The sequence below is a fragment of the Ruegeria sp. R13_0 genome (assembly GCF_017743995.1).
GTDB lineage: Bacteria > Pseudomonadota > Alphaproteobacteria > Rhodobacterales > Rhodobacteraceae > Ruegeria.
Window position 1 is genome coordinate 196,911 of the sequence record NZ_JAGHRB010000007.1, and the last position, 20,453, is coordinate 217,363.

Consider the following 20,453-nt stretch of genomic DNA (forward strand, 5'->3'; position numbering starts at 1 on the left):
AACCGCAGGACACTTAAGTCCGGTTAGACGTTTCAAATTTGACTTTATTGGGGCCGCCTCATGGCTTCACTATGGATCGTATTTCCCCTAAATCAACATATAGTGTTGAGCCTATATTGCAATCATATATGTGGTAAGCTTGCATATATAATTCGAAAACTGAACCGACCAAAACACGAGGTTGGTCTACGAATTCGAAACAATAAGGAATCGTTTTGGGCAGGCTTCGAATCGCCGCAGTGCAGCTCAATTCCAGGTGGCGCGCGTCAGGTTCCGGTCTTGGACTGCTCGGTCGCCACGGTGCTACCAGCCCAAGCCAGGTTGTCGCTCAGCTGTGCCAGAATGCTGATGGCATCACGCAAAGGCGCATCGCCGCTTTCGAATTGCAAGAGAAGAAGAAGGTCGGTGGCCTTTTCGAATTCACCGGGAATCCAGTCTGCATCGGGGTCGATCTCACCGCCCTGTTCCAGACGTTCGGCAAAATCCTCAACGATTTCCTGGCAGCTTTGCAGAAAAGCGGCCGGTTCGATATCCGAGGATTCACGCAGGTCCTCATAGATGCTGGCAATCGCGGCCAGCCAGTCTTCGAGGATCGGGTTGTTCAACGGTGGCAGGGCTGACCCAAGCGCCGCTTGAACCGAGGGGCTTTCGGTCTCCGGCTCTGGCTCGGGGCCAGCGAGCGTGTCCAGAAATGGCTGGAACAGCTCGGCGATGTCTTTTCGGGCTGCGTTTAGGTCATGCATCCGACGAGCGGAAGCCGCCTCGAGCACCTTCTCGGCCAGATTCTGACCGCCGCAGTTTTCCCACAGATCAAAATCTGGTTCAGGCTCTTGCGCCATAGCTTTCACAGCGACAGGCGTACCGATTGGAACCACGGCGTTGAAAAGGCCTGTTTTTTCCTTGTTCAATCGGGCAAGCACACGGTCCAGAGCATCACGGACGTGAGGCAAATCGGTATGGGTAACGGCCAGCAGACTGTTGTCGCGCAATTCCTGCGGGACCTGTGCCCAGAGATGACGCTCAGTCTCGCGCCAGGCGTTTGTGCCGTTGGTGCACCAGATGGCGCAGTCCACGAAACGCAGCAGGTCGAGCGTTGGCTTGTAGGTCTCATCCAACGCGCCCGAGCCGGGCAGGTCGAACAGAGAGATCTCGCGCAGCGCAGGCGTGTTCAACCCGACCGAGATGAAGTCGGGCTTATCTTCCGCTGCTTTCTCAAGCACGATCCCTGAGTAAGTCTTGGGCTCCTTGTCCCACCAGCCGACGGTGGTTTCCGGTGCGTCCGCATAAGCGACGATCACGAGGGGCAACTTCAAATGCTGTGGCCCGGTGGGCAAGATGTCCGCCCCCGCCAGCATATTGGCGAGGCTGGATTTGCCCGCCCCGAATTCCCCGGCAAAACCGATATTGACCGCGTTGGACAGACGCTCGGCATGGGCGAGAGCCTTCGCGCGCATATCCTCCAGCGCCGAATCCATTGGCAGGGATTCGGTTGCGTTCAGAAAGCGTTCAAGCTGCCTGACGTCCTGTTCGGTTCCGGGAAATTCGATCATTCCGCTGCCTTTGCTTGTCCTTCATCCGCGCGCACCGGGCCGAACACCGTTTCCAGTTCATCGGCGATGCGACGGGCCCGGTCGAACGCATCCTGCGCTTCGGCCTGAGCATTAGTTTCACCCGAACCGGTCCGGTGTTCAAGATAACCGCCCAACAGCGCCACATAGTGGTCCAGAACCGTTTTCAGCCGCTCCATCATGTTTTCACGCGCCGTGTCGATCAGATCATCCCCGATCAGTTCGAATTCCTGAACGATCATCCGCTCAGCACGGGTTACGACGCTTTTGCGCGAAATCAGGCGCGACAGCCAGTTCACCCGCAACTCCACCGTAATACCGCGAGTAAGAGCTGTGGTGTCCGGACGGAACCACCGCACCGCGCTGGTGTTCATGCGGTTGTCAACGGGATCCTGCCATCCGGGCAAGGCGCGCAGGGCCGCGTTGGCCTGCATGTCGATCGCGTAAAGCTCGCTCAGCATGCGCTGGCGAACGACCTGCGTGGCCCCCTGGATCAACTCGCGCATCCGGTCGCGCAGAGGGGTAAAGTTCAGCTCGGTCTCAGCGCCTTTCGCCAACAGAGGCGAATTGCCATCCGGGCCGCGCACTACGGCCGAGACCGCCTCGGCCACCGTGTCATCCATGACGCCGCGCAGGTTGGCCAGCACGTCGTCCATGTCGCGCGTCATCACCTCGGTCTTCTCGGCGACGAGCGCCCTGAGTTCGCCAAGCGTCTTGTTGTTTTCGTCCAGATCGACTGTGGCCGAGCCGTCCTCGGACTCCAGCGCGCGCAGCTCGGCCTGCGACCGTTCCAATTCGCCCTGCGCAAAACTGTTCAGATGTTGCCACGCCATCCGCAGCTGTTCGCTGCGAGGGCCGTCGGCCAAGGCCTGTGTCACATGCCGCCGCAGATCCGGTAGGCCCGAGGCGATCATGGCAGCAAAGCGCAACACGCCCTCACGGCTGATCGGGCCGGGACCTTGCTTGATCTCTTCCACACCGTCCAGATACTGCTTCATTTGCTCGGGATGGGCGCGCAGCCAGGCCAGAACGTCATCGTGATTGACGCCGGTCTCATCCCCGGTCAGCGCATAATGCGCCCATTGGGCACTGCCCATCAGCACGTCAATGTCCGAGTTGCCCAGCGCTTGTTCCAGACCGTCCAGAACGTCGCTGCGTACCTTGCCAGCATCCTCGGCCCCGCCACCCAGCTCATCCACGCGGTTGATGAAGACGACGATCTGGCCCAGTTCCAGCGCTTGCATCAGGCGGAACAGCTTCAGATCAGCCCGTGACAAAGCCTGATGCGCGGACAGAACCACCACAAAGAAATCGGATTCCTTGAGGTACTGGCGCGAGATTTCCTCGCGGATCAGCAGCGGGTCGTTAACGCCCGGCGTATCGGTAACGGTCAGCGGAAACGGAAAATGGCCGATGTCAAAATAGACCTCGGCCTTACGGGTGATATCGCTGTAAAGTCCCCGATCCGAGCCGGGATCGTGGGTTTCGCTATCGCTTGGGTCATCGCCCGCGCAGACATAGCGGGCCAGATCGTCCGAGTTCAGGTCTTCCAGATCGTGATGCTGACCCAACAATTGTTCGTAGCTGTCGCCCAGACGCAGACGGGCGCGGGTTTTCATCGCCTCGACCTGCTCTTCGATCATCTCGCGCTTATAGCTGTCCTCTTCATCAGGGAACATGTTGCGCAGCTCTTCACCCTCGGCGATCAAGGCCTGCCACTGGTGATTGTCGAAGAAGTGGAACTCTGCCCCCTCGGTGCGACCCGAAGGATGGCCGAAATGCATATCGGTGATCACCGTCGTCCACGGATTCACATCCGAGGGCAGGTATTCCGCCTGCCCCGTGAAGCCGTTGATCAAACGCGATTTTCCCGCCTTGATCTGCCCGACAAAGGCAATCGACGGTTTCAACCCCGAAAGGTCTCCGACAATGCGCGAGATGAACTGACGGGTTTCGTCATTGCTCGTCTCGTTCATGTCTTCGGCGATGCGAATAAGCTCGCGGCGACTGGTCTCACTCATAACTTTTTACCCTGATAACAAGAAACACTGGTTTGAATTGATGGAAAATTTGAAGGATCGGGAGGCGCTCATGAGTCACCCCCGGAAAGTTTGGTCCACAGGCCAACAACAGCACCCAGCTTGCGCGCGTCATGGACGGCAATAGCGGTCTGGCCTTGATCCTGCACCACCGCCACGGCGGCCCCCTTGCCCCCCGAAGGACGCATGACAATCAGCTGAGGTTGCTGCAGCTCGGACTGGCTATCCTCGTTCCATCCGGTCAGATCCGCCATGAAACGCGTTAAAAGATCGGCATCCGGGCTCAATGCAGCGTCCCCTTCGAACTGAGGATCACCCCCGTCGATCAGGCCACGCGCCTGCGCGAAACGCTCGGCACTGTCAAAGAACCCCCGCGCGGCCGAGGCCACATCAGATACCTGAGATGCAGGCTCTTCAACATCCGGTACAACCGAAACAATCGGCTCCGCCGGAAGTTCGATCCGGGCGCAGGCCGTTTCGATTTCGCCAAGCGTGACACCAACGTCATCGGCCTCAAGCTCGGCGTCGGGTTTTAGCGAGACAAATTCCAGCGGCGCGGGCGCGTCGGCGATGTCCGACACCAGTTGCGCTAGCTTGCCGATCAATTCTTCGCGCGGTTCGGTTTCAAAATCCGGCACCATACCCGACCGGACGCGGAACACATCGGTCACGCGGGCATTGCTGACCTCGATCGCCAGCACGTCCCCGTTGGCCGCAGTGAACTCCAACCGGCGCGGCAGAACGGTGCCGCGAATGGCGCGTAGAACGCCCGCGCGGCGCGCAACCGAGGTCTCACCCTCGACCGTAACGGCGGGCGACAAACGAGCAACCGAGGACCGCCCGATATTGTCGAGCATGTCGAGTATGTTCGTATCCATCATACCGTGACCCCCTCTGGTCCCGTTCAGACTGCGGCCGCAACTGGCCCCAGGCTGAGATGTGATTTGGTAAGCGCCAACCCTACATTCGCGCTGTTGCTGCAGATGTAGCAGACCACATGTGCGGGATACTCCCGGGTCCGCTGGAAAATGATCAACCTTTCGCCGGAAAACACCGCGATTTCCCCAAACCCCGGTGTTTCAGACGCCTCGCCACCTGCTTCACGCAGCATGGTTTCAAAAGCCACCACCCCGCGCCCCTGAAACAGGTTTGCCGCGGCCAAAGCCAGCGTGTCCAGCACATCCGAGGCATCAGGGTCCTTGACGCTGGTACCCAGCAACATCCCCGTTTCCATGTCGACATACCCGGCTGCAACGCAGTCGGGTATGGTCTCCATCGCCGTGGTCAGAGCAGCTTGAATAGACATCTAACCCCTGACCTTCTTCATGTCTTGTGGGCTATAGAACATGCCATTCTGCCCCTCTGTGTTCCCCGGCTTTGGGAATGGACCTGATCGCCTCTTTCGTCTGAGAGTCTGCGTGCTCGCGGGCGATCTGGTCGAACTCGGCCAGGAAGGCCAAGAATGCGCGTTGAAGCCCCTCGGCATCGGTCGGCAGATCCCCGGCGGCGGCAAGCTCTCGCCACATTGCGGCTGCGCTGGGAAGCTCACCTGTGGGGATGTCCATCAGCCCCTCGTTTGCATCTTCCTCAACCTCTTCCGGTTCGGGCTGCGGCATCAGCCGCACTTCGACCAGACCGTTGGTCTCAGGCTCCGGCTCATAGTCGTCTTCATCGCTCTTCGATTGTTCCGCCATCAGCGCGGTGATCGACGAGACCGAAACCTCGATCCCGGGCGCATCAGGCTGGTCGTCGGTATCCTCCGCCGGCGCAACCTCGGGTGTGTTGGACAGGGTCTTGTTGAGCGACACCAGAAGGTCTTCGGATTCCTCAGCCTCAGGCGCTGTTTCAGCCACGTCATTGGCTGGGCTGGGTGTTTCGACCTCTGCGGCAAAGACATTCTCATCTTCGCCTTCCGCGCCCGAGAATTCGAACACATCCAGGTCCGCCTCGGTGTCAGCGAAAGAGGACAGGTCCAGCGGGTCCTTCGGCTCTTCTCTGAACTGGGCGCGCAGTTGGTCCTCTTCCGTCTCGGCGGGTTGAGCGTCCGGCGTCGGGACCATTTCGGCGCGCAGGCGCTCGGCCTCATCCGCGTTGATCCGCTCCCGCTCGACCTCGTCCGAGCGGCGTTCGACGCGGGACGGGCGCACTGGGAAATTGGTGACCACGCCACTGTCCTGATCTGCCACCTCCGGGGGCTCCGAAGGCACCGGATCCACCAGCTGCAGCGGCGCGACCTCAGCGGTCTCATCCTTGCGCTTGGGCCGGGTCGGGCGCACCAGCGGACTGTCAGACTGGCTCTTGTCAATTTGGTACCGCGACAGATGGCCAGCGCGGGTGTCCATGATCTGCTCGGTGATCCCGAGGAAGCAATCGATCATCTTGCCGCCACCGCTGCGCGCCCACATCTCGGCGTCGCCGGTCTTGTCACGCGCGGTGATCGCATCTCGGGCAGAAAACAGGATCGAACGGTTAAACAGATGCCCCGCCTCGCGGTTGACCCGCCGCAGAACCTTTTGTCGGTCCTTCTGGCCCAGGGCATCGGCGCGCGTGATCAACAGGATCGAGTTGTGCTGCAACCGTTCCGGCAGAGAGACCCATGTCGCCCGTTCGGTTTCCCGCCAGGCCTGCGTCGCATGGGTACACCACAGAACGCCATTGGCCTGCCCGACAGCGCGCTGCCAAACATCGGTCGAGATTTTGGGATCCGAGATACCGGGCGTGTCGATCAGATCCACCGCCTCAAGAATATCGGCCTCAAGGAAGATTCGAATGAACTGCGCGTCGTTGACACCCACACTCTCAAGCTGATCCAGCGAGATATCTTCGGTGCTGCCATCATGGCGTTTGACGTAGGCCGAGCGGTTGCCATAGCTGAACCAGACCGGCGGCAGTTGGGTTGCGGTGACTTGTGTCGGCAAGGCCTGCTTGCGCAGCAGAAAATTCATAAGCGTCGATTTACCGGCGCTGAACTCGCCCATGAGGGCGAAAACCGGCTTACGGCGCGACCACTGCTCGATACGCTTCCATGCCTTGGGGGTGACGAAACGGTTTTGGATATCTTTTGCCATTTTTCTACTTACGCCGCTTCGTTGCTTAGGTCTTTGAGGATGTTGCCCAGAATCTCGTCACGGGATTTCTGCAATTGCAGACCTGCCATCAGCGCCGGATTCTGCCCTGCATCCTTCTCGGCCGTGGCCGAGATATTCAGCAGGGTTTCCTTCTGCTCGCGCAGGAAGTCGGTCAGGACGGCCCGTACGTTTTCAAGTACGGCGGCGACCTGATTTTCCTCGATATCTTTGGTGATCGAGTTCGCCTCGGACGCGATCAGGCGGGTGTAGTCAGATGCATAAGCTTCAAACCCTTTGCGCTTCTGCCACCAGCGCCGCCACCATGTACTTTGCAGGTCCAGCGCGATGGTGCGGCCAATCCCCAGCGGGGGCGGTACACGGGGCACAATCGGGGCTTCGATATTGAACTCGCCCAGATGATTGCCAAGTAGTTTCTGATAGAGCGCCTCGACATCCGCCGCCGCAGCCGAATAGAGAGCCCCAGCTTCCTTGCGCATCGAACGGGCAAAGCTGAAATAGGCCGCTTTTTGCAGCGTCCGCAGACCTGCAGGATCATACTGCCACGTACCCTGTTCGCCATTCTGTTCCAGGTGCGAAATCAGAGAGTCGGTGGCCCGTTTGACAAAGCTCGTCTCGGCTGAGTTCAAACGCTCCAGCACCTTGTCGCGCAGCTTGGCGGTCAAGTCAGCGGCCTTTTTGTCATACTCGGCGGAAACCGCGGCAATCGCATCCTCGGGCGACGCACCGTCGAGATCACGGACGACGCCCTCACCCCCGGACAGAGTCTTTGCAACCGCGGTGGCGCGAATCTGGCTGGCAATGTTGCGCGCCCGGTGGCGCACACGGTCCAGCAATCTGGCCCCTGCCCCTTCGGCGATACGTTCGTTCATTGCCAAAAGCAGATCGGGCAGGCCCGAAAGCGCCCAGATCTTATCCAGCGACGGCGCCTGATCCCCGAACCCTGCGGCAAGATAGAAGGTGTTCAGGGCCTCACGCGATTCCTCGGTCAGGATTTCGGGGTTGCCAGTCAAGGCAGCTTCGGCCCATAGGGCGCTGCCGAACACGACACTTGTGTTAGCGTCGATGTTGTTCTGTTTCAGCGTGTCCTGAATCCGGTCGCGGATCTCGGGCACCTGGTTCACCGGATCAGCCAGCTCATCGATACGGTTCACGAAAAGGACGATCTGACGGTTTTCGAACTGGGCGATGATCCGCATCAACGCCATATCCATCGTGGTCAGCGCCTGGCTTGCGGCCAGCACGACAACACAAACCTCGGACCCGCGCAGGCTGCGCAGCGTGATCTGCTCGCGCACCATGAAGGTATCGTTCACACCGGGCGTGTCGCAGAGCTTCAGCGCAATCGGGTATTGCGGGATGTCCATGTAAAGCTCGGCCGATTTGGTTACATCGGCGAACCGTCCGGTTTTGGGGTCGATATCCGGATCGTCCTCATCGCCCAGACAAACGTAGCGCTGGATCAGCTCTTCGTCGAAGTAATCGTACTGGTGACTTTGACCTAGGATCAGGTCGAAATGCTTGCCAAGACGTTCTTCTGATTTGGCCTTCATCTCACCGATCTGGCGGCGGATATCGTCCATTTCGTCATCCGCACCGGCGCGGTTGGCCAGCTCGCCCAGACGACCGCCGCCCACCATCAGGTTGTCCCATTCTTCCTGCTCGAAGAAGGTGAACTTGGACTTGGTGTCGCCCGGCGGGCGCGTGTTGATGTTCAGCGTCGTGACCACCGAAGTCCACGGGTTCACATCCGACGGTAGCAACGCTGGACGGCCTGCCAGAATGTTAACGATCGAGGACTTGCCGGCCTTGACCTGCCCTACCATCGTCACGCTGGCGGTGAAGTTTTCCATTCGCGTCTTGAGCGTTGCCAGACGCGCCGAGGAGCGCGCATCCGCCACCTCTGTCAGTTGGTCGATCTGCGATGTCAACGACGTCATCGCCGACGTCATCGGCATCAGAGCTTCATTGCCCACAGACAAAAGGTGGTCATTGCGCGCCATGTTCAGCCTCCGGTTCCTGTTGCCGTGATCCGGGGCGCGTGGTCCGCGCCTTGAGCCGGGATCCCGGTCAGGGTGTCGATACGGGCGATCAGGTTCAGGGCGTTGCCCAGAATTTCGGCCTCGGCCCGTGGTGTAATGGTTTCATAGCCTTCGGAATCTGCCAGAACCTCGATTGAGCTGAAGCGGTCGCCGTTTTCAAGGCAGGCAACGCGACGCCCGGTCGGGAAGCCATCAGACTTGCTGGCAGGCAGCGGCATCCGCGCGTTTGCCAGCAGATAGTGCTGACCCGAATGGGTGCGTAGTGAAATTCCAAAGCCGGTATTGGGGTAATCACGGTTCAGGGTTTTGAGTTCACCCAGAAAACTCTCACGTGCAAAGATGACGGCATCCTGCTCGTGGGCAGCGGAGTTGTTCAGATCGGTCACAGCAAAGAACCTCGAGACTGGAGTTGAGCAAAAAACTCGTAAAGGCGCCTAAGTGGCAGAAAAGACTCATTAACTCCTACGCGACCAAGAAGCCCGTTCAAGGCGGTGTTAATTTGACGCGAATAAGATATTTTGGCGTTTCAAATGTGGCGCCATTAAGGCGCGTGATTCATAAGAATGCCTCAACCCCAACGTGTATGGGGTTCTCTTTCAAAAACATCTATCTCGCGACGAACCGCATAGTTCGCGAATTGGCAACGTTGGCGGACTATACCGCAGCGCTTGGCAAACACCAGCGAATCGCAATGGCGTTTTGTTCAAGCGCAAAAACTTGCCATTGGGTGGATTTTACCCCTCGCGCTGGCGGAAAAGCTTTGCTATCCAGCGCTCCAGTCCGACGCAAAAGCGTCCGGTTGCGGGTGTGGCGAAATTGGTAGACGCACCAGATTTAGGTTCTGGCGCCGCAAGGCGTGGGGGTTCAAGTCCCTCCACCCGCACCACTGACATCCATAGGCGATAATTGTAGCGTTTTAGCTGGTCCGCTCAGTTGGCTGTCCCTGTGAAAACAGAGGCCTGCCCCTTAGTTTCGCGACCCGAACCATTTGCGGTAAATCTCGTCATAGGTGCCATCTTCGCGCAAAGCCAAAAGCGCCTGATTGACCTCTTCCACCAAGGGCGATCCCGTCGGGAAGGCTATGCCGTAGTTTTCGCGCAGGAAGATCCCTCCGGTCATCGTGGCGATACGGCGACCCTCATGGGCGGCAAAATAGGACAGGACCGGGGCGTCGAATACGACGGCGTTCAGGTCTTCGGCCTTGAAGGCCTCCAACATTTCATCAAGCCCCGGATAGGCCACGTATTCGATCTCGCGTCGGTTGAGGAAACTGGCGGCCGTCGATCCCTCGATCGTGCCGACATTTTTGCCGTAAAGGTCATTGACGGAGTTCACATTTCCGGTGATCGCATCCACCGTCATTACACTGGTGATCCGGGCGGTGAAGACCGAGACGATGAACAGGGACGACACTACCAGTATGACGCCCAAGATCCTGCCAAAGGGCGTGCGCGGCATCCTCTCTTCAAAGCCGCCATTGACGACCAAGTTCAGTGCCCACCAGAAGGAAGGGAACCAAGCCTCGTTCAATTTTCGGTCGAAATAGGGCTGCGCGCGACGTTCGAACCCCCACATCAGCATGCCGCCCCCAAGAAGGATGGCAAAGGCCAAGCCGATGGCAAAGAACAGCTCGGCCGACAGCAGCGCCTGCAGCAGCGACGGCTTGCGTGCCGAATCCGAGGGCACCATGATCTGCAACCCAGCCTCGAAGATCGGCTGGCTGAAATCCATCTGCGTCTCGCGCAGCGCAGTGATCGAGATATTTGCGATCGCCAGATCCGCCGAGCCATCCTGCACGGCCCCCAGCATGTCTGCAAAGGCCTCGACCCGGGTGACGGAGTACTCCCACTCCAGCGACTCGGCGAGGGCGGCCAGCAGATCCATGGAAAAACCAGCCTCGGCACCGTCCTCAACATAGGAAAACGGTGGGCGGGTCACCGTGGTGACGTTCAAGGTTTGGGCCAGGCTTTGCTGTGCGAGAACGGCGAAAGTCAGGCTGATCAATGCGTAATAGGCGCGTTTCATGGTCAAATTACCTGTTTCGCCGCCCTGTAGCGCGATTGAGGTCAAAACAGCAAGGTCACCGCAGGGTAAAGCACCATGTTTTATTGGCGTCTCAACTCGACACATTGTGGGAATTACCGGGGAAATCTGGCGGATTGGGGTTGGCAATCCGGCCAATTCGTTGAATCTGTGCGGGAACCTGAGCGAAAACCCAACCCCGAGGCCCGACATGACGGACGCAGTTCAATTGACAGCGGATTTGATCCGTTGCCCATCGGTCACACCCGTTGAAGGGGGGGCTTTGGTCTTGTTGGAAAATCTGCTGTCAGATGCGGGGTTTGACTGCACGCGGGTGGATCGCGGCGGCATCTGCAATCTGTTCGCCCGTTGGGGGGCCAAAGGGCACGCGCGCAGTTTTGGCTTTAACGGCCACACTGACGTTGTTCCGGTGGGCGACGAGGCCGCCTGGACCAAGCCACCGTTCGGGGCCGAGGTGCATGACGGCGTCATGTTCGGACGCGGCACAACCGATATGAAATCCGGGGTTGCGGCCTTTGCAGCGGCGGCTGTGGATTTTGTGCGCGATACACCACCTGACGGGGCCATCATCCTGACCATCACCGGGGATGAGGAAGCCGATGCGCTGGACGGCACGACGGCCCTGCTGGACTATATGGATCAGTCGGATGAGCAGATGTCGGTCTGTCTGGTGGGCGAGCCGACCTGTCCAAACCATATGGGCGAGATGATCAAGATCGGTCGTCGCGGCTCAATGACTGCGTGGTTCACGGTGACCGGGGTGCAGGGACATTCGGCCTATCCCCATCGGGCGAAGAACCCTCTGCCAGCGATGGCGCGGCTGATGGATCGGCTCGCCAGTCACGAGTTGGATCAGGGCAGCGATCACTTCGATGCCTCCACGCTGGCCGTTGTGACAATCGACACCGGCAACGCCGCGACCAACGTGATCCCGGCGCAATGCAGTGGGGCAGTGAATATCCGCTTTAACGAGCTGCATTCCGGGGCTGCCCTTAGCGATTGGTTGCTGCAGGAGGCCGATCAGGTGGCGCAGGATTACGGCGTCGAGGTTGAGACCCGGATCAAGATCTCGGGCGAAAGCTTTCTGACCCCTCCGGGCGCGCTGTCCGATCTGGTGTCAAATGCCGTCAAAGCCGAGACCGGCATAACGCCCGAGCTGTCGACCACGGGCGGCACATCCGACGCGCGGTTCGTCAAGAACCACTGTCCGGTGGTAGAGTTCGGGCTGGTCGGACGGACCATGCATCAGGTGGATGAATGCGTCGAGGTGGCCCAGATCGAACAACTCAAGGCGATCTACACCCGCATTCTGAAAGACTACTTCGCCTGAGCGGGTCAGGGGGCTGCGATTTTAGTCATGACGCCGTCGCACCGCCGTGCTAGGCCAAACCCATGACTCGCATCCCCACCAAGCAAGAGGTCCTCGACTGGATCTCGGCGAACCCCACCCTGACCTCGAAACGCGATATCGCCAAGGCCTTTGGCATCAAGGGCGCGGATCGGATTGATCTGAAACGCATCCTCAAAGAGCTTGAGGCCGAAGGGCATCTGGAAAAGCGCAAGCGCAGCTATCGCGACCCGGACCGTCTACCTCCGGTCAGCGTGCTGCAGGTGAAGGCCCCCAATGAGGATGGCGACCTGTTCGCGCGGCCTCTGGAGTGGCATGGCGAAGGGGTTGAGCCGGTCGTGCTGCTGATCACCCGCGCCAGCGATCCCGCCTTGGGCGAGGGCGACCGGATTCTGGCCCGACTGAGCGTGGTGCAGGAAGAAGACCACAATTATGAGGCCCGCCTGATCCGCCGCATCGGCACCAACCCGCGCAAGATCGTTGGCATCTTTCGCAAAGGGGCCGAGGGCGGGCGCATCGTGCCCATCGACAAGGCCGGGCAGACCGAATGGCAAGTGCCCGAAGGGGCCTTGCTGGGTGCCAAGGATGGGGAATTGGTCGAGGCCGAGCAGGCTGGGCCCAAATCGCGCATGGGCCTGCCCCGCGCCCGCATTGTTGAACGTCTGGGCGACCCGACCGCACCCAAGGCGGTGTCGCTGATCGCGATCCACCAGCACGGCATCCCCGACGATTTTCCCGACAAGGTCATCGCCGAGGCTGACAAGGCCAAACCCGTTGGCCTGAAGGGGCGCGAAGACCTGCGCGACATGCCGCTGCTGACCATCGACCCTTCGGATGCGCGTGATCATGATGACGCCTGCTATGCCCATGCCGATGACGACCCCAAGAACCCCGGTGGTCATGTGATCTGGGTCGCCATCGCCGACGTCGCCGCCTATGTGCAGCCCGGCACCGCGCTGGACCGCGAGGCGCGCAAGCGAGGCAACTCCAGCTATTTCCCGGATCGCGTCGTGCCGATGCTGCCGGATCGTCTGTCCGGTGATCTGTGTTCGTTGCACGAAGGCGTTCCGCGCGCCTGTATCGCCGTACGGATGCAGATCGACGCCGAGGGCAACAAGATCGGCCACCGCTTTGTGCGCGGCCTGATGCGCTCAGCCGCGTCGCTGCACTATGCTGAGGTGCAGGAGGCCATCGACGGCACCCCCAACGACCGTACCGGACCGCTGTTGGAGACAGTCCTGAAACCGCTCTACGCCGCCTATACCGCACTGAAAACCGCGCGCGCGGCGCGGCAACCGCTGGAACTGGACCTGCCCGAACGCAAGATCGTCCTCAGCGACACGGGTGAGGTGACGAGCGTTGCCTTCCGCGACCGTGTAGATGCGCATAAGCTGATCGAAGAATTCATGATCCTCGCCAACGTCGCGGCGGCTGAAACGCTGATTGCAAAACGTCGGCCCTTGCTGTTCCGCGTCCACGAGGAACCCGCGCCCGAAAAGCTAGAGAGCCTGCGTGAAACGGCCCAAGCTGCGGGCCTGAACTTGGCCAAAGGGCAGGTTCTGCAAACCCGTCACCTGAACGCCTTGCTGAACGCGGCGGCGGGTACCGAGGACGCGGAGCTGATCAACCTGACGACCCTGCGGTCGATGGCGCAGGCCTATTACAACCCCGAAAACTTCGGTCATTTTGGGTTGGCGCTGCGGAACTATGCACATTTCACCTCGCCCATTCGGCGCTATGCCGACCTGATCGTCCACCGCGCGCTGATCTCGGGCCATGGCTGGGGTGATGACGGTCTGACCGAAGATGAAATCGCCCGGCTTGACGAAACCGCGACCCATATCTCTGACACCGAGCGACGTTCGATGATGGCCGAGCGCGACACGACCGACCGCTATTTGGCGGCCTACCTCAGCGAGCGTGTCGGCAATGAGTTCACGGGCCGGATCAGCGGCATCGCGCGGTTCGGGGCCTTCGTGAAGATGGACGAAACCGGCGCGGATGGGCTGGTGCCGGTCCGCTCGCTGGGGCGCGAGTTCTTCCATTTCGACCGCGAGGCAGGAACCCTCATGGGCTCGGATACCGGTCTGATCATAGCGATTGGCCAACGTGTCACCGTGCGACTGACCGAGGCGACGCCGGTTACGGGCGGCTTGGAGTTAGAGCTGCTCTCCATCGACGATCAGGCCTTGCCCCGAGGACGCGGGCCGAAGGGACGCGCAACCAGACGCAAGGCGGTCAGCACCAAGCGCAAGAAGGACAAGATCAAGCGTAAGGTCGAACGAAAACGGCGTCAGCGCTAGCCTTTGTCCGCAGGTTGTGACGTCCCCTGTGCGAACACGAGCAAGTCTCGCATACGATCGTTCAGGTGGGGCTCAATCTGTTGCCGCGCACGGGCGATCCGTGCGCTTTCCTCCAACTTGCGGGACAAGGCGTCGATATCCACGCCGTTTCGACTCAGCCAGTGCTGCAGCGCCTGCTGATCAAGCAGGCCGTGCTGCTGCCGAAACTCTGATACTGCACGCACAAGGTCTTCGCCCGGAACGGGTTGCCCTGAGTGCTGGTCCAGCGCAAGAGCCAACGCGTCGATCTCTGCGGCAAGGCGCAGCGCGTCGAACCGATCACCGGAGGCTGTCTTGCATCGTATAAGAACCTCGGGATCGTTCAGCGGGTTGTGAGACAGCACACCCGTCAGAAGGGTTTCGAACGCATCCGTATGCCGAAACTCGAACGCTGGCGCGTCGGGAAGCGTATCGTTCCGCCAGTCGCTCTCGACACGCTTCAAACAGGCCAGCGCATCCCTGTTTTTCTGATCAATTCGGCCCTCGGGAAGCCATACCTTCAGGCGGTCTGCGGCGGCTGGGTCCAAAGCCGCACAGTCTTCCAAGAGCCCGTCAAAGCTGCGATCGGGATAGAACCTGCGGCGGGCGGCTACGACAAGGGCATCCGCCAACCGCCGCTCAACAACCTGCGCGGCGACAGCGGCATCCAGTGTCCAGCGGATGTTCACCAGTGGCTCTGAGAGATTGGCAAAACCAACCTCTTCGGGCGCATGGATCAGAGCGACCTCATCATCAGCCTCAAGCCGGAATTGGGCGAACGCGTCAAAGATCTCTCCGACCCCGATCATGCCAAAACTGCCAAGCTCACAGGCGCGCAGAGCCCCGATCGAGGCGGCACCATAGACGGAGATGCCTTCGGACAGCGCCCAAAGGATTTCCTTGTGGTAGACGGCGGGCAAGGCCTCGAAATAGCCATCCAGCAGGATGATGGCACGTGGGCGGGCGAGCGCCGCCTTCAGCAGATCGCCCTGCGCCGCAGGCCCAAGGCGTCGGATCGGCAACCGGTTTTCCACACCACACGGGTGCGGCAGGGAAGGACCGGCAAAGAGGACGATGTCACCTTGGCTCATAACACCTTCCGCGCGCGCGCGCCGGGGCGGTATCCGGGCGCATAGGATGTACCTTCAAGCCCCGGCGCAATGACTCGTATGACCGTCGCGGGCAGGTCGGGCACCGAAAGATCAACGGCGACCGGCACCTCAAGCCCGGCGCGTTCAAGCGCGGCCAGCATACAGTTGAGGCTATCACGAGGGGAGCGGACCTGATGCAACGGCACCTGATCGAACCGGTGTGGTGTGTCCGCCTCGACGATCTCGGCGCGCTGAGACCGGAGCGTTTCCGCATTGCGCCGCGCTTCATAATAGTCGCGCGTCCGATCATCCCGCGCGCCTGAGATGAGTGTCAGCCGACTTTGCGCCGCTTCGGTCAGGGCACGAGACAAGGCTATGCCCCGCGCAGGGTGGCATCCTGCCCCCGAGGCCGCTTGCAAGCCACGTCTCGTGTCATCCTGACGGTCGATGATCGTTGCAAAGAAAGCGGGAATTCCAAGGTCCGAGGTCACATCCCAGACTGCACAAGCCACCCCTGCGGCGTCGAACCTGTCAAGAAGCGCTTTGCAAGTCGGGTCTGTGACGGAGTGCAGATCGACCCGGCAGGACGCCATGATGCTTGGGTTGCGCTTCCACAAGGTCACTGCATCACGCTCCAGCGTTTCGGCCAGCGCCTGACAGGTGGCCTCATCAACGCTGCTGCCTGAGGCGAGGCCGGTCGACGACATCAGAAAACACCCCAATCCGGGCTGCAGGGGCAACGTGTAATCCATATGGACCAGCTCGTAAGGAACCCAGACCGTATGATCATCTGAGAGCGCCTTGCCCTCGGCCCAAAGCACGGGTTTGCTGCGCGAAATGGGGTGATCTGAGATCCGGGGCAGACGCTCAAGATCAATCACGTTTTCCGACTTCGCCAAGTCATCGGCGCTTGCCAGACGCAGGGGCAAAACCGGAGTTTCAGCGTAGCTGAGCTCGACCGCCTCCATCAAAGCCGAAACCTTTGCATCCGCGATGGTCGCGCCTTTGCCTTGCGTCACGGCCAAAGACCGCGCATTCGGGCGATGCGCGGCGTAGACGGGAATGCCGATGCAATCCAGGCCGGTCAGATCAGCCAGCCGGGTAACGCCAAGGCGTTTCATATGGGGCAAGATGCGGTCCAGAACCTGTACGGACGGAACCGCGTGGGCAGGCGCTCGGTGCTGGTCTTCCCCCTCCTGCCCCATGTCTGTCAGCGGGGCTGATCCTAGCTGCGTGTGAATTTGTGCCTCTGTTTCAGCCCGTCGATATTGACCAGATAGCAGGTGCCTTCGGGTTCGAACTTGTCAGGCGGCAGGAAGTCTTTTGGCGGGATGGTGGCAAGGTTCACACCACATTCCAGAAGCTCTCGGACCAAGGCCCAGCCGTCGTCGTTCTGGTATTTTTTCGGATCAACACGATAGGCGTCATTGTCCCAAACCTCGCGCGGGATGCACAGAACGCTGCCATCATCGTTTGCAATAATCAGGTCGTGTCTAAAGTTTTCAATATCGCTTTCGGACATTATGTCTCCTCCACTCAATACAGGCACGTTCACTACAGCAAATCGAACCCGTTGCCGCAAGCTTTCCTTCGGGCTGGGGCAGTCTTGCGCAAATGGGCCGTGTTAGAGGAACCCAGAATAGCGTGCAGCGTCGATTAACGCAGTGATGCGCTGTTTGATCAGGGGCATGTCATCCGAGCCTGTCAGGGTGGCGATATCTGCCACGACATTGCGCAGCGTCTCGGGCAGGTTTTGCTGGCTGCTGTCCAGAAGGCGCGCGCACAGCTTTGGCACCTCCGAAAGGTCTTTCTGCGTCTGGCTGGATGCGATCAAAGGCAACAGCGCGGACCATTCAAACGGATAAGCGATTGAGGTCTTCTCGAACTGAATCATCGCGTCGCGGGCCAGCTTGCACGCGGTGCTGTCAGCGCCGCGCTGCCATGCCTCCCACGACAGGTTGGCGGTTGCCAATGCGATATATTCATGCATCTGGAGCTCCCGCGCCAACGCGATGCTTTCATGAGACAGGCGCGTGGCCTCGGATGGGTTGTGCATGCGCCGGTAGACGAGGGACAGATAAGTCATGCAGCGCAACTCGATCTTGCGGTGACCGGATTGGCGCGCGGCTTCCAGACCCGCGCTCATCGCCTCTTGTGCCTGAGGCAGGCGGATGCGGTGCAGATTGACGAACCCAAGGATAAACAGGGCCGAGGCTATAATGGCCAGATTGCCGGTTTCCTCAGCCGCAGACACATAGTTCGATGCGGTTTCAATCGTGTCCTCGGTGGGATCATAACGCGACATTCTGAGGTCACGCAGTACCAGTTGATCGAAATACTCGGCGCGTTGTTCTGCGGTCATGCTGCCCACATCCTGCGCCAGTCCAGCCGCCAGTTGTGACATCGCCCCACCGTCCCCGCTCCAGTAATGAACGTTGAGCGTATTCAGCTGGATGTCGATCCACTCCCGCAGCAGCTCGGCATCGTCCCGCCACGCGGTTTGATCGAGCGCGGCCTCGGCGGCGGCAAGTTCGGCCAGTGATCCCGCGCGATCCTGTTGTAAGGCATTGCCGGTCAGACGGTGTAGCCGAGCAGTTTTCCGGGGATTGTCATGGACCAGCCCTCCGGCTTCGCGGTAGGCCGCAACCGCGCCGTCCAGATCGTGGACCAAGGTCAAGACGGTGCCAAGCTGTTCCAGCAGATCGGCACGTTCCGGCAGAGTGCCGGGGTGCAACCCATCCGACAGGGCGACCTGTTCCAGATGGTTCAACGCGGATTTGAAATAAGCCGTGGCCTCGGTATTTGCATAGCGCGAACTTGCCTGCTCCGCCGCTTGCTGGAAGCACCGTGTTGCTTCCGCGTGGTTGCCGGACAACCCCCAATGGCTGCCCAGAACGTGGGCGGGGGTGATTTTGCGAAACCGCGCACCAAGTACAGCCGCAATACGCGCATGTACCATTGCACGCACGGATCGCAGCATGGTCTCATACGCTGCATCGCGCATCAGGGCGTGGCGGAATGAGTATCTGCGAGCCGCAGCCGGGGCGGGAACAATAATCTGCGCAGATACCAGCGTGTTCAAATGAGCCGACAGCGCATGATCGGATTCATCAATCACGGCAGACAGAACGTCGAAGGAAAAATCCCGACCGATGGCTGCAGCCGTCTGCAAAATGCGTCGGGATTCGGGGTGACGATCAAGGCGCGCGACCAACAACTCGTTCAGCGTGGTCGGCACTGCCGTCTCATCAATCGAAGCGCCACCCCCATCGGTCCGGTCAAAGACGCCGGTTTCTATGAACGACTTGGAAAGCTCTTCGGCAAAAAGCGGCACCCCGTCGGACCGATCTGCGATTAATTCCAGCACCGGCATCGGCACCGGTTTCAGATCGTAGACATGTGCCGCAATCTCACCGATTTCCTCGTTGGACAGCCGGGTCAGCTCGATGCGGGTATTGACCTCCCACGCGGTTTGAAACGCGGGCCTGCAGGTCAGCAGCACCATGACCTGCTCATCTTTGAACGTTTCAAGCAGCCGTCCCAATAGCTCTTTGGTGGTCGGGTCGATCCAGTGAAGGTCCTCGAAGACAACCAGCACTTTCTTGTCGCGCACATACCATTCGAACAGAGCAATCAGCGCCTGAAACGTCATCTCTTTCCGGCCCAGCGCATCAAGAGGCAGCGTGGTGTCGCGCCCGTGTTCGCGAAACTGCATCAAGGCATCCGCCAATGAGGCTGTCTTGCCCGGATCCAGGGTTGTAGCCGAAAAAATCTGTTCCAGCCGCTGGGCTGTGTCCCCGGCCGAAAGCTGCCCCCCGCCCAAAACCATAGACCAGATTTGGTTCAGTACCGGATACAAGGCATCATTGGTGTGAAAGGGCGAGCATTGAAAGCGCAGAACGGCGCCGTCGGCCTCAAGCACATGCGATACGAACTCTTCCACCAGTCGGGACTTGCCGATCCCCGGCTCCCCAGAAATGAGCGACGAGCGAGGAACGCCCTGCTCGACCCGTTCCCACGCGCTATCCAACTGGGCCAGTTCAAACTTGCGGTTGATGATCGGCAGCTTCTCCTTGGACCGACGTTTGAAATCGGGGGTGGGGCCGTCCGATGCACCTTCGACGCGCCAGATACGTACCTCACCCCGGAAGCCTTTCAATTTGTGATTTCCCAGATCGGTCAGATCGAATTTGCCTTCGACGATCTTCTTGGTTTCATCCGAAATCGCCAAGGTGCCCGGTTTTGCCATCAACTGGATACGGGCAGCTAGGTTGGGCGCGCGCCCGACGGCCTGATCCTCTTCGATATACGAGTTGCGGATCAGGTCCCCGACAACGACATTGCCCGTGGCGATGCCAATGCGGCAATTCAGCTTAACCCCATGCGGCCGCCCCAGAAAATGCATCGAGTCGGCGATGCTTAGCCCCGATCGGACCGCCCGTTCGGCGTCATGATCATAGGCCTGCGGCCAGCCGAAATAGGCCAGAACGCCATCGCCCAGATATTGCGCGACAAAGCCGCCATATTCCTCGACGATCTCGGTCACGGCGCTTTTGTAGCTGGTCAACAGGGTCGAAAGCTCTTCTGCATCCAGTTGTTCGGACAGTTGGGTCGAGCCGACAAGATCCGTAAACACCACTGACAGCTGTCGCCGCTGTTGCGGCGCGACCGAGTGGCTACGATCCGCCTTTTCCGCAAAAGGACCATTTGCCAGGTCCGATGCCTGCCCGCTGCGCAGCAAGGCAATCGCGTTCAGTAACTGACGGCGATGGCCGACCGACGCGATCCCCATATCCCTGAGGTCTTCTGCAGTGATCGTCGGCAGCAGGCTGCCATCCACATCATGGTCATGAAACGCCGAGATGTAGCGCTCCATTCCAAGCGCGCGCAGCCAATCGTCGAGATCAATTGCCAT

The 20,453-nt window shown here is 59.9% G+C and carries 14 protein-coding genes and 1 tRNA gene; 3 read left to right on the top strand and 12 right to left on the bottom strand.

All coding sequences use genetic code 11. The features are described 5' to 3' along the window. Positions 1-266: 266 nt before the first annotated feature. The 7 genes from J7394_RS11390 to J7394_RS11420 form a co-directional block, all read right to left on the bottom strand. Positions 267-1,550, bottom strand: a complete 1,284-nt coding sequence (locus tag J7394_RS11390; RefSeq protein ID WP_209253094.1) for a dynamin family protein — start codon at positions 1,548-1,550, stop codon at positions 267-269. Then, complete coding sequence (locus J7394_RS11395; protein ID WP_209253096.1) at positions 1,547-3,589, bottom strand: dynamin family protein; 2,043 nt, start codon at positions 3,587-3,589, stop codon at positions 1,547-1,549. Before J7394_RS11395 ends, J7394_RS11390 begins: the two co-directional genes overlap by 4 nt. A gap of 68 nt (positions 3,590-3,657) precedes the next feature. Further along, complete coding sequence (locus J7394_RS11400) at positions 3,658-4,488, bottom strand: hypothetical protein (protein ID WP_209253098.1); 831 nt, start codon at positions 4,486-4,488, stop codon at positions 3,658-3,660. A 23-nt stretch (positions 4,489-4,511) separates the two neighbouring features. After that, a complete protein-coding gene (locus J7394_RS11405) occupies positions 4,512-4,913 on the bottom strand; it encodes a hypothetical protein (RefSeq protein ID WP_209253100.1) in 402 nt (133 codons plus the stop codon). A 31-nt stretch (positions 4,914-4,944) separates the two neighbouring features. Beyond that, the gene (locus J7394_RS11410; RefSeq protein ID WP_209253102.1) at positions 4,945-6,675 is read right to left on the bottom strand and encodes a dynamin family protein; all 1,731 of its coding nucleotides are present in this window, start codon (positions 6,673-6,675) and stop codon (positions 4,945-4,947) included. Between the two features lie 8 nt (positions 6,676-6,683). Continuing rightward, positions 6,684-8,696, bottom strand: a complete 2,013-nt coding sequence (locus tag J7394_RS11415; protein WP_209253104.1) for a dynamin family protein — start codon at positions 8,694-8,696, stop codon at positions 6,684-6,686. A 2-nt stretch (positions 8,697-8,698) separates the two neighbouring features. Further along, complete coding sequence (locus tag J7394_RS11420) at positions 8,699-9,121, bottom strand: hypothetical protein (protein ID WP_209253105.1); 423 nt, start codon at positions 9,119-9,121, stop codon at positions 8,699-8,701. Between the two features lie 415 nt (positions 9,122-9,536). On the opposite strand from J7394_RS11420, the gene J7394_RS11425 reads away from it, so the two are divergent. Further along, positions 9,537-9,621: transfer RNA gene (locus J7394_RS11425), tRNA-Leu, on the top strand. Between the two features lie 80 nt (positions 9,622-9,701). Here J7394_RS11425 and J7394_RS11430 read toward each other — a convergent pair. Then, positions 9,702-10,760 carry a transporter substrate-binding domain-containing protein gene (locus J7394_RS11430; RefSeq protein ID WP_209253106.1) on the bottom strand — a complete coding sequence of 353 codons (1,059 nt, stop codon included), beginning with the start codon at positions 10,758-10,760 and terminating at the stop codon, positions 9,702-9,704. Between the two features lie 208 nt (positions 10,761-10,968). On the opposite strand from J7394_RS11430, the gene dapE reads away from it, so the two are divergent. Continuing rightward, positions 10,969-12,108 carry a succinyl-diaminopimelate desuccinylase gene (gene dapE, locus J7394_RS11435; RefSeq protein WP_209253107.1) on the top strand — a complete coding sequence of 380 codons (1,140 nt, stop codon included), beginning with the start codon at positions 10,969-10,971 and terminating at the stop codon, positions 12,106-12,108. A gap of 62 nt (positions 12,109-12,170) precedes the next feature. Then, positions 12,171-14,429: a ribonuclease R gene (gene rnr / locus J7394_RS11440; protein WP_209253108.1), complete on the top strand. Its 2,259-nt coding sequence runs from the start codon at positions 12,171-12,173 to the stop codon at positions 14,427-14,429. On the opposite strand, the gene J7394_RS11445 is transcribed toward rnr, so the two are convergent. The 4 genes from J7394_RS11445 to J7394_RS11460 form a co-directional block, all read right to left on the bottom strand. Beyond that, positions 14,426-15,538: a TfuA-like protein gene (locus tag J7394_RS11445; protein WP_209253109.1), complete on the bottom strand. Its 1,113-nt coding sequence runs from the start codon at positions 15,536-15,538 to the stop codon at positions 14,426-14,428. The two genes, rnr and J7394_RS11445, sit on opposite strands and share 4 nt — an antisense overlap. Further along, complete coding sequence (locus tag J7394_RS11450; RefSeq protein ID WP_209253110.1) at positions 15,535-16,743, bottom strand: YcaO-like family protein; 1,209 nt, start codon at positions 16,741-16,743, stop codon at positions 15,535-15,537. The genes J7394_RS11445 and J7394_RS11450 overlap by 4 nt, the downstream gene beginning before the upstream one ends. Positions 16,744-16,763: 20 nt before the next feature. Beyond that, positions 16,764-17,060 (bottom strand): hypothetical protein, encoded by a 297-nt coding sequence (locus J7394_RS11455; RefSeq protein ID WP_209253111.1) that lies wholly within the window; start codon positions 17,058-17,060, stop codon positions 16,764-16,766. A 102-nt stretch (positions 17,061-17,162) separates the two neighbouring features. Further along, positions 17,163-20,453, bottom strand: a complete 3,291-nt coding sequence (locus J7394_RS11460; RefSeq protein WP_209253113.1) for an adenylate/guanylate cyclase domain-containing protein — start codon at positions 20,451-20,453, stop codon at positions 17,163-17,165.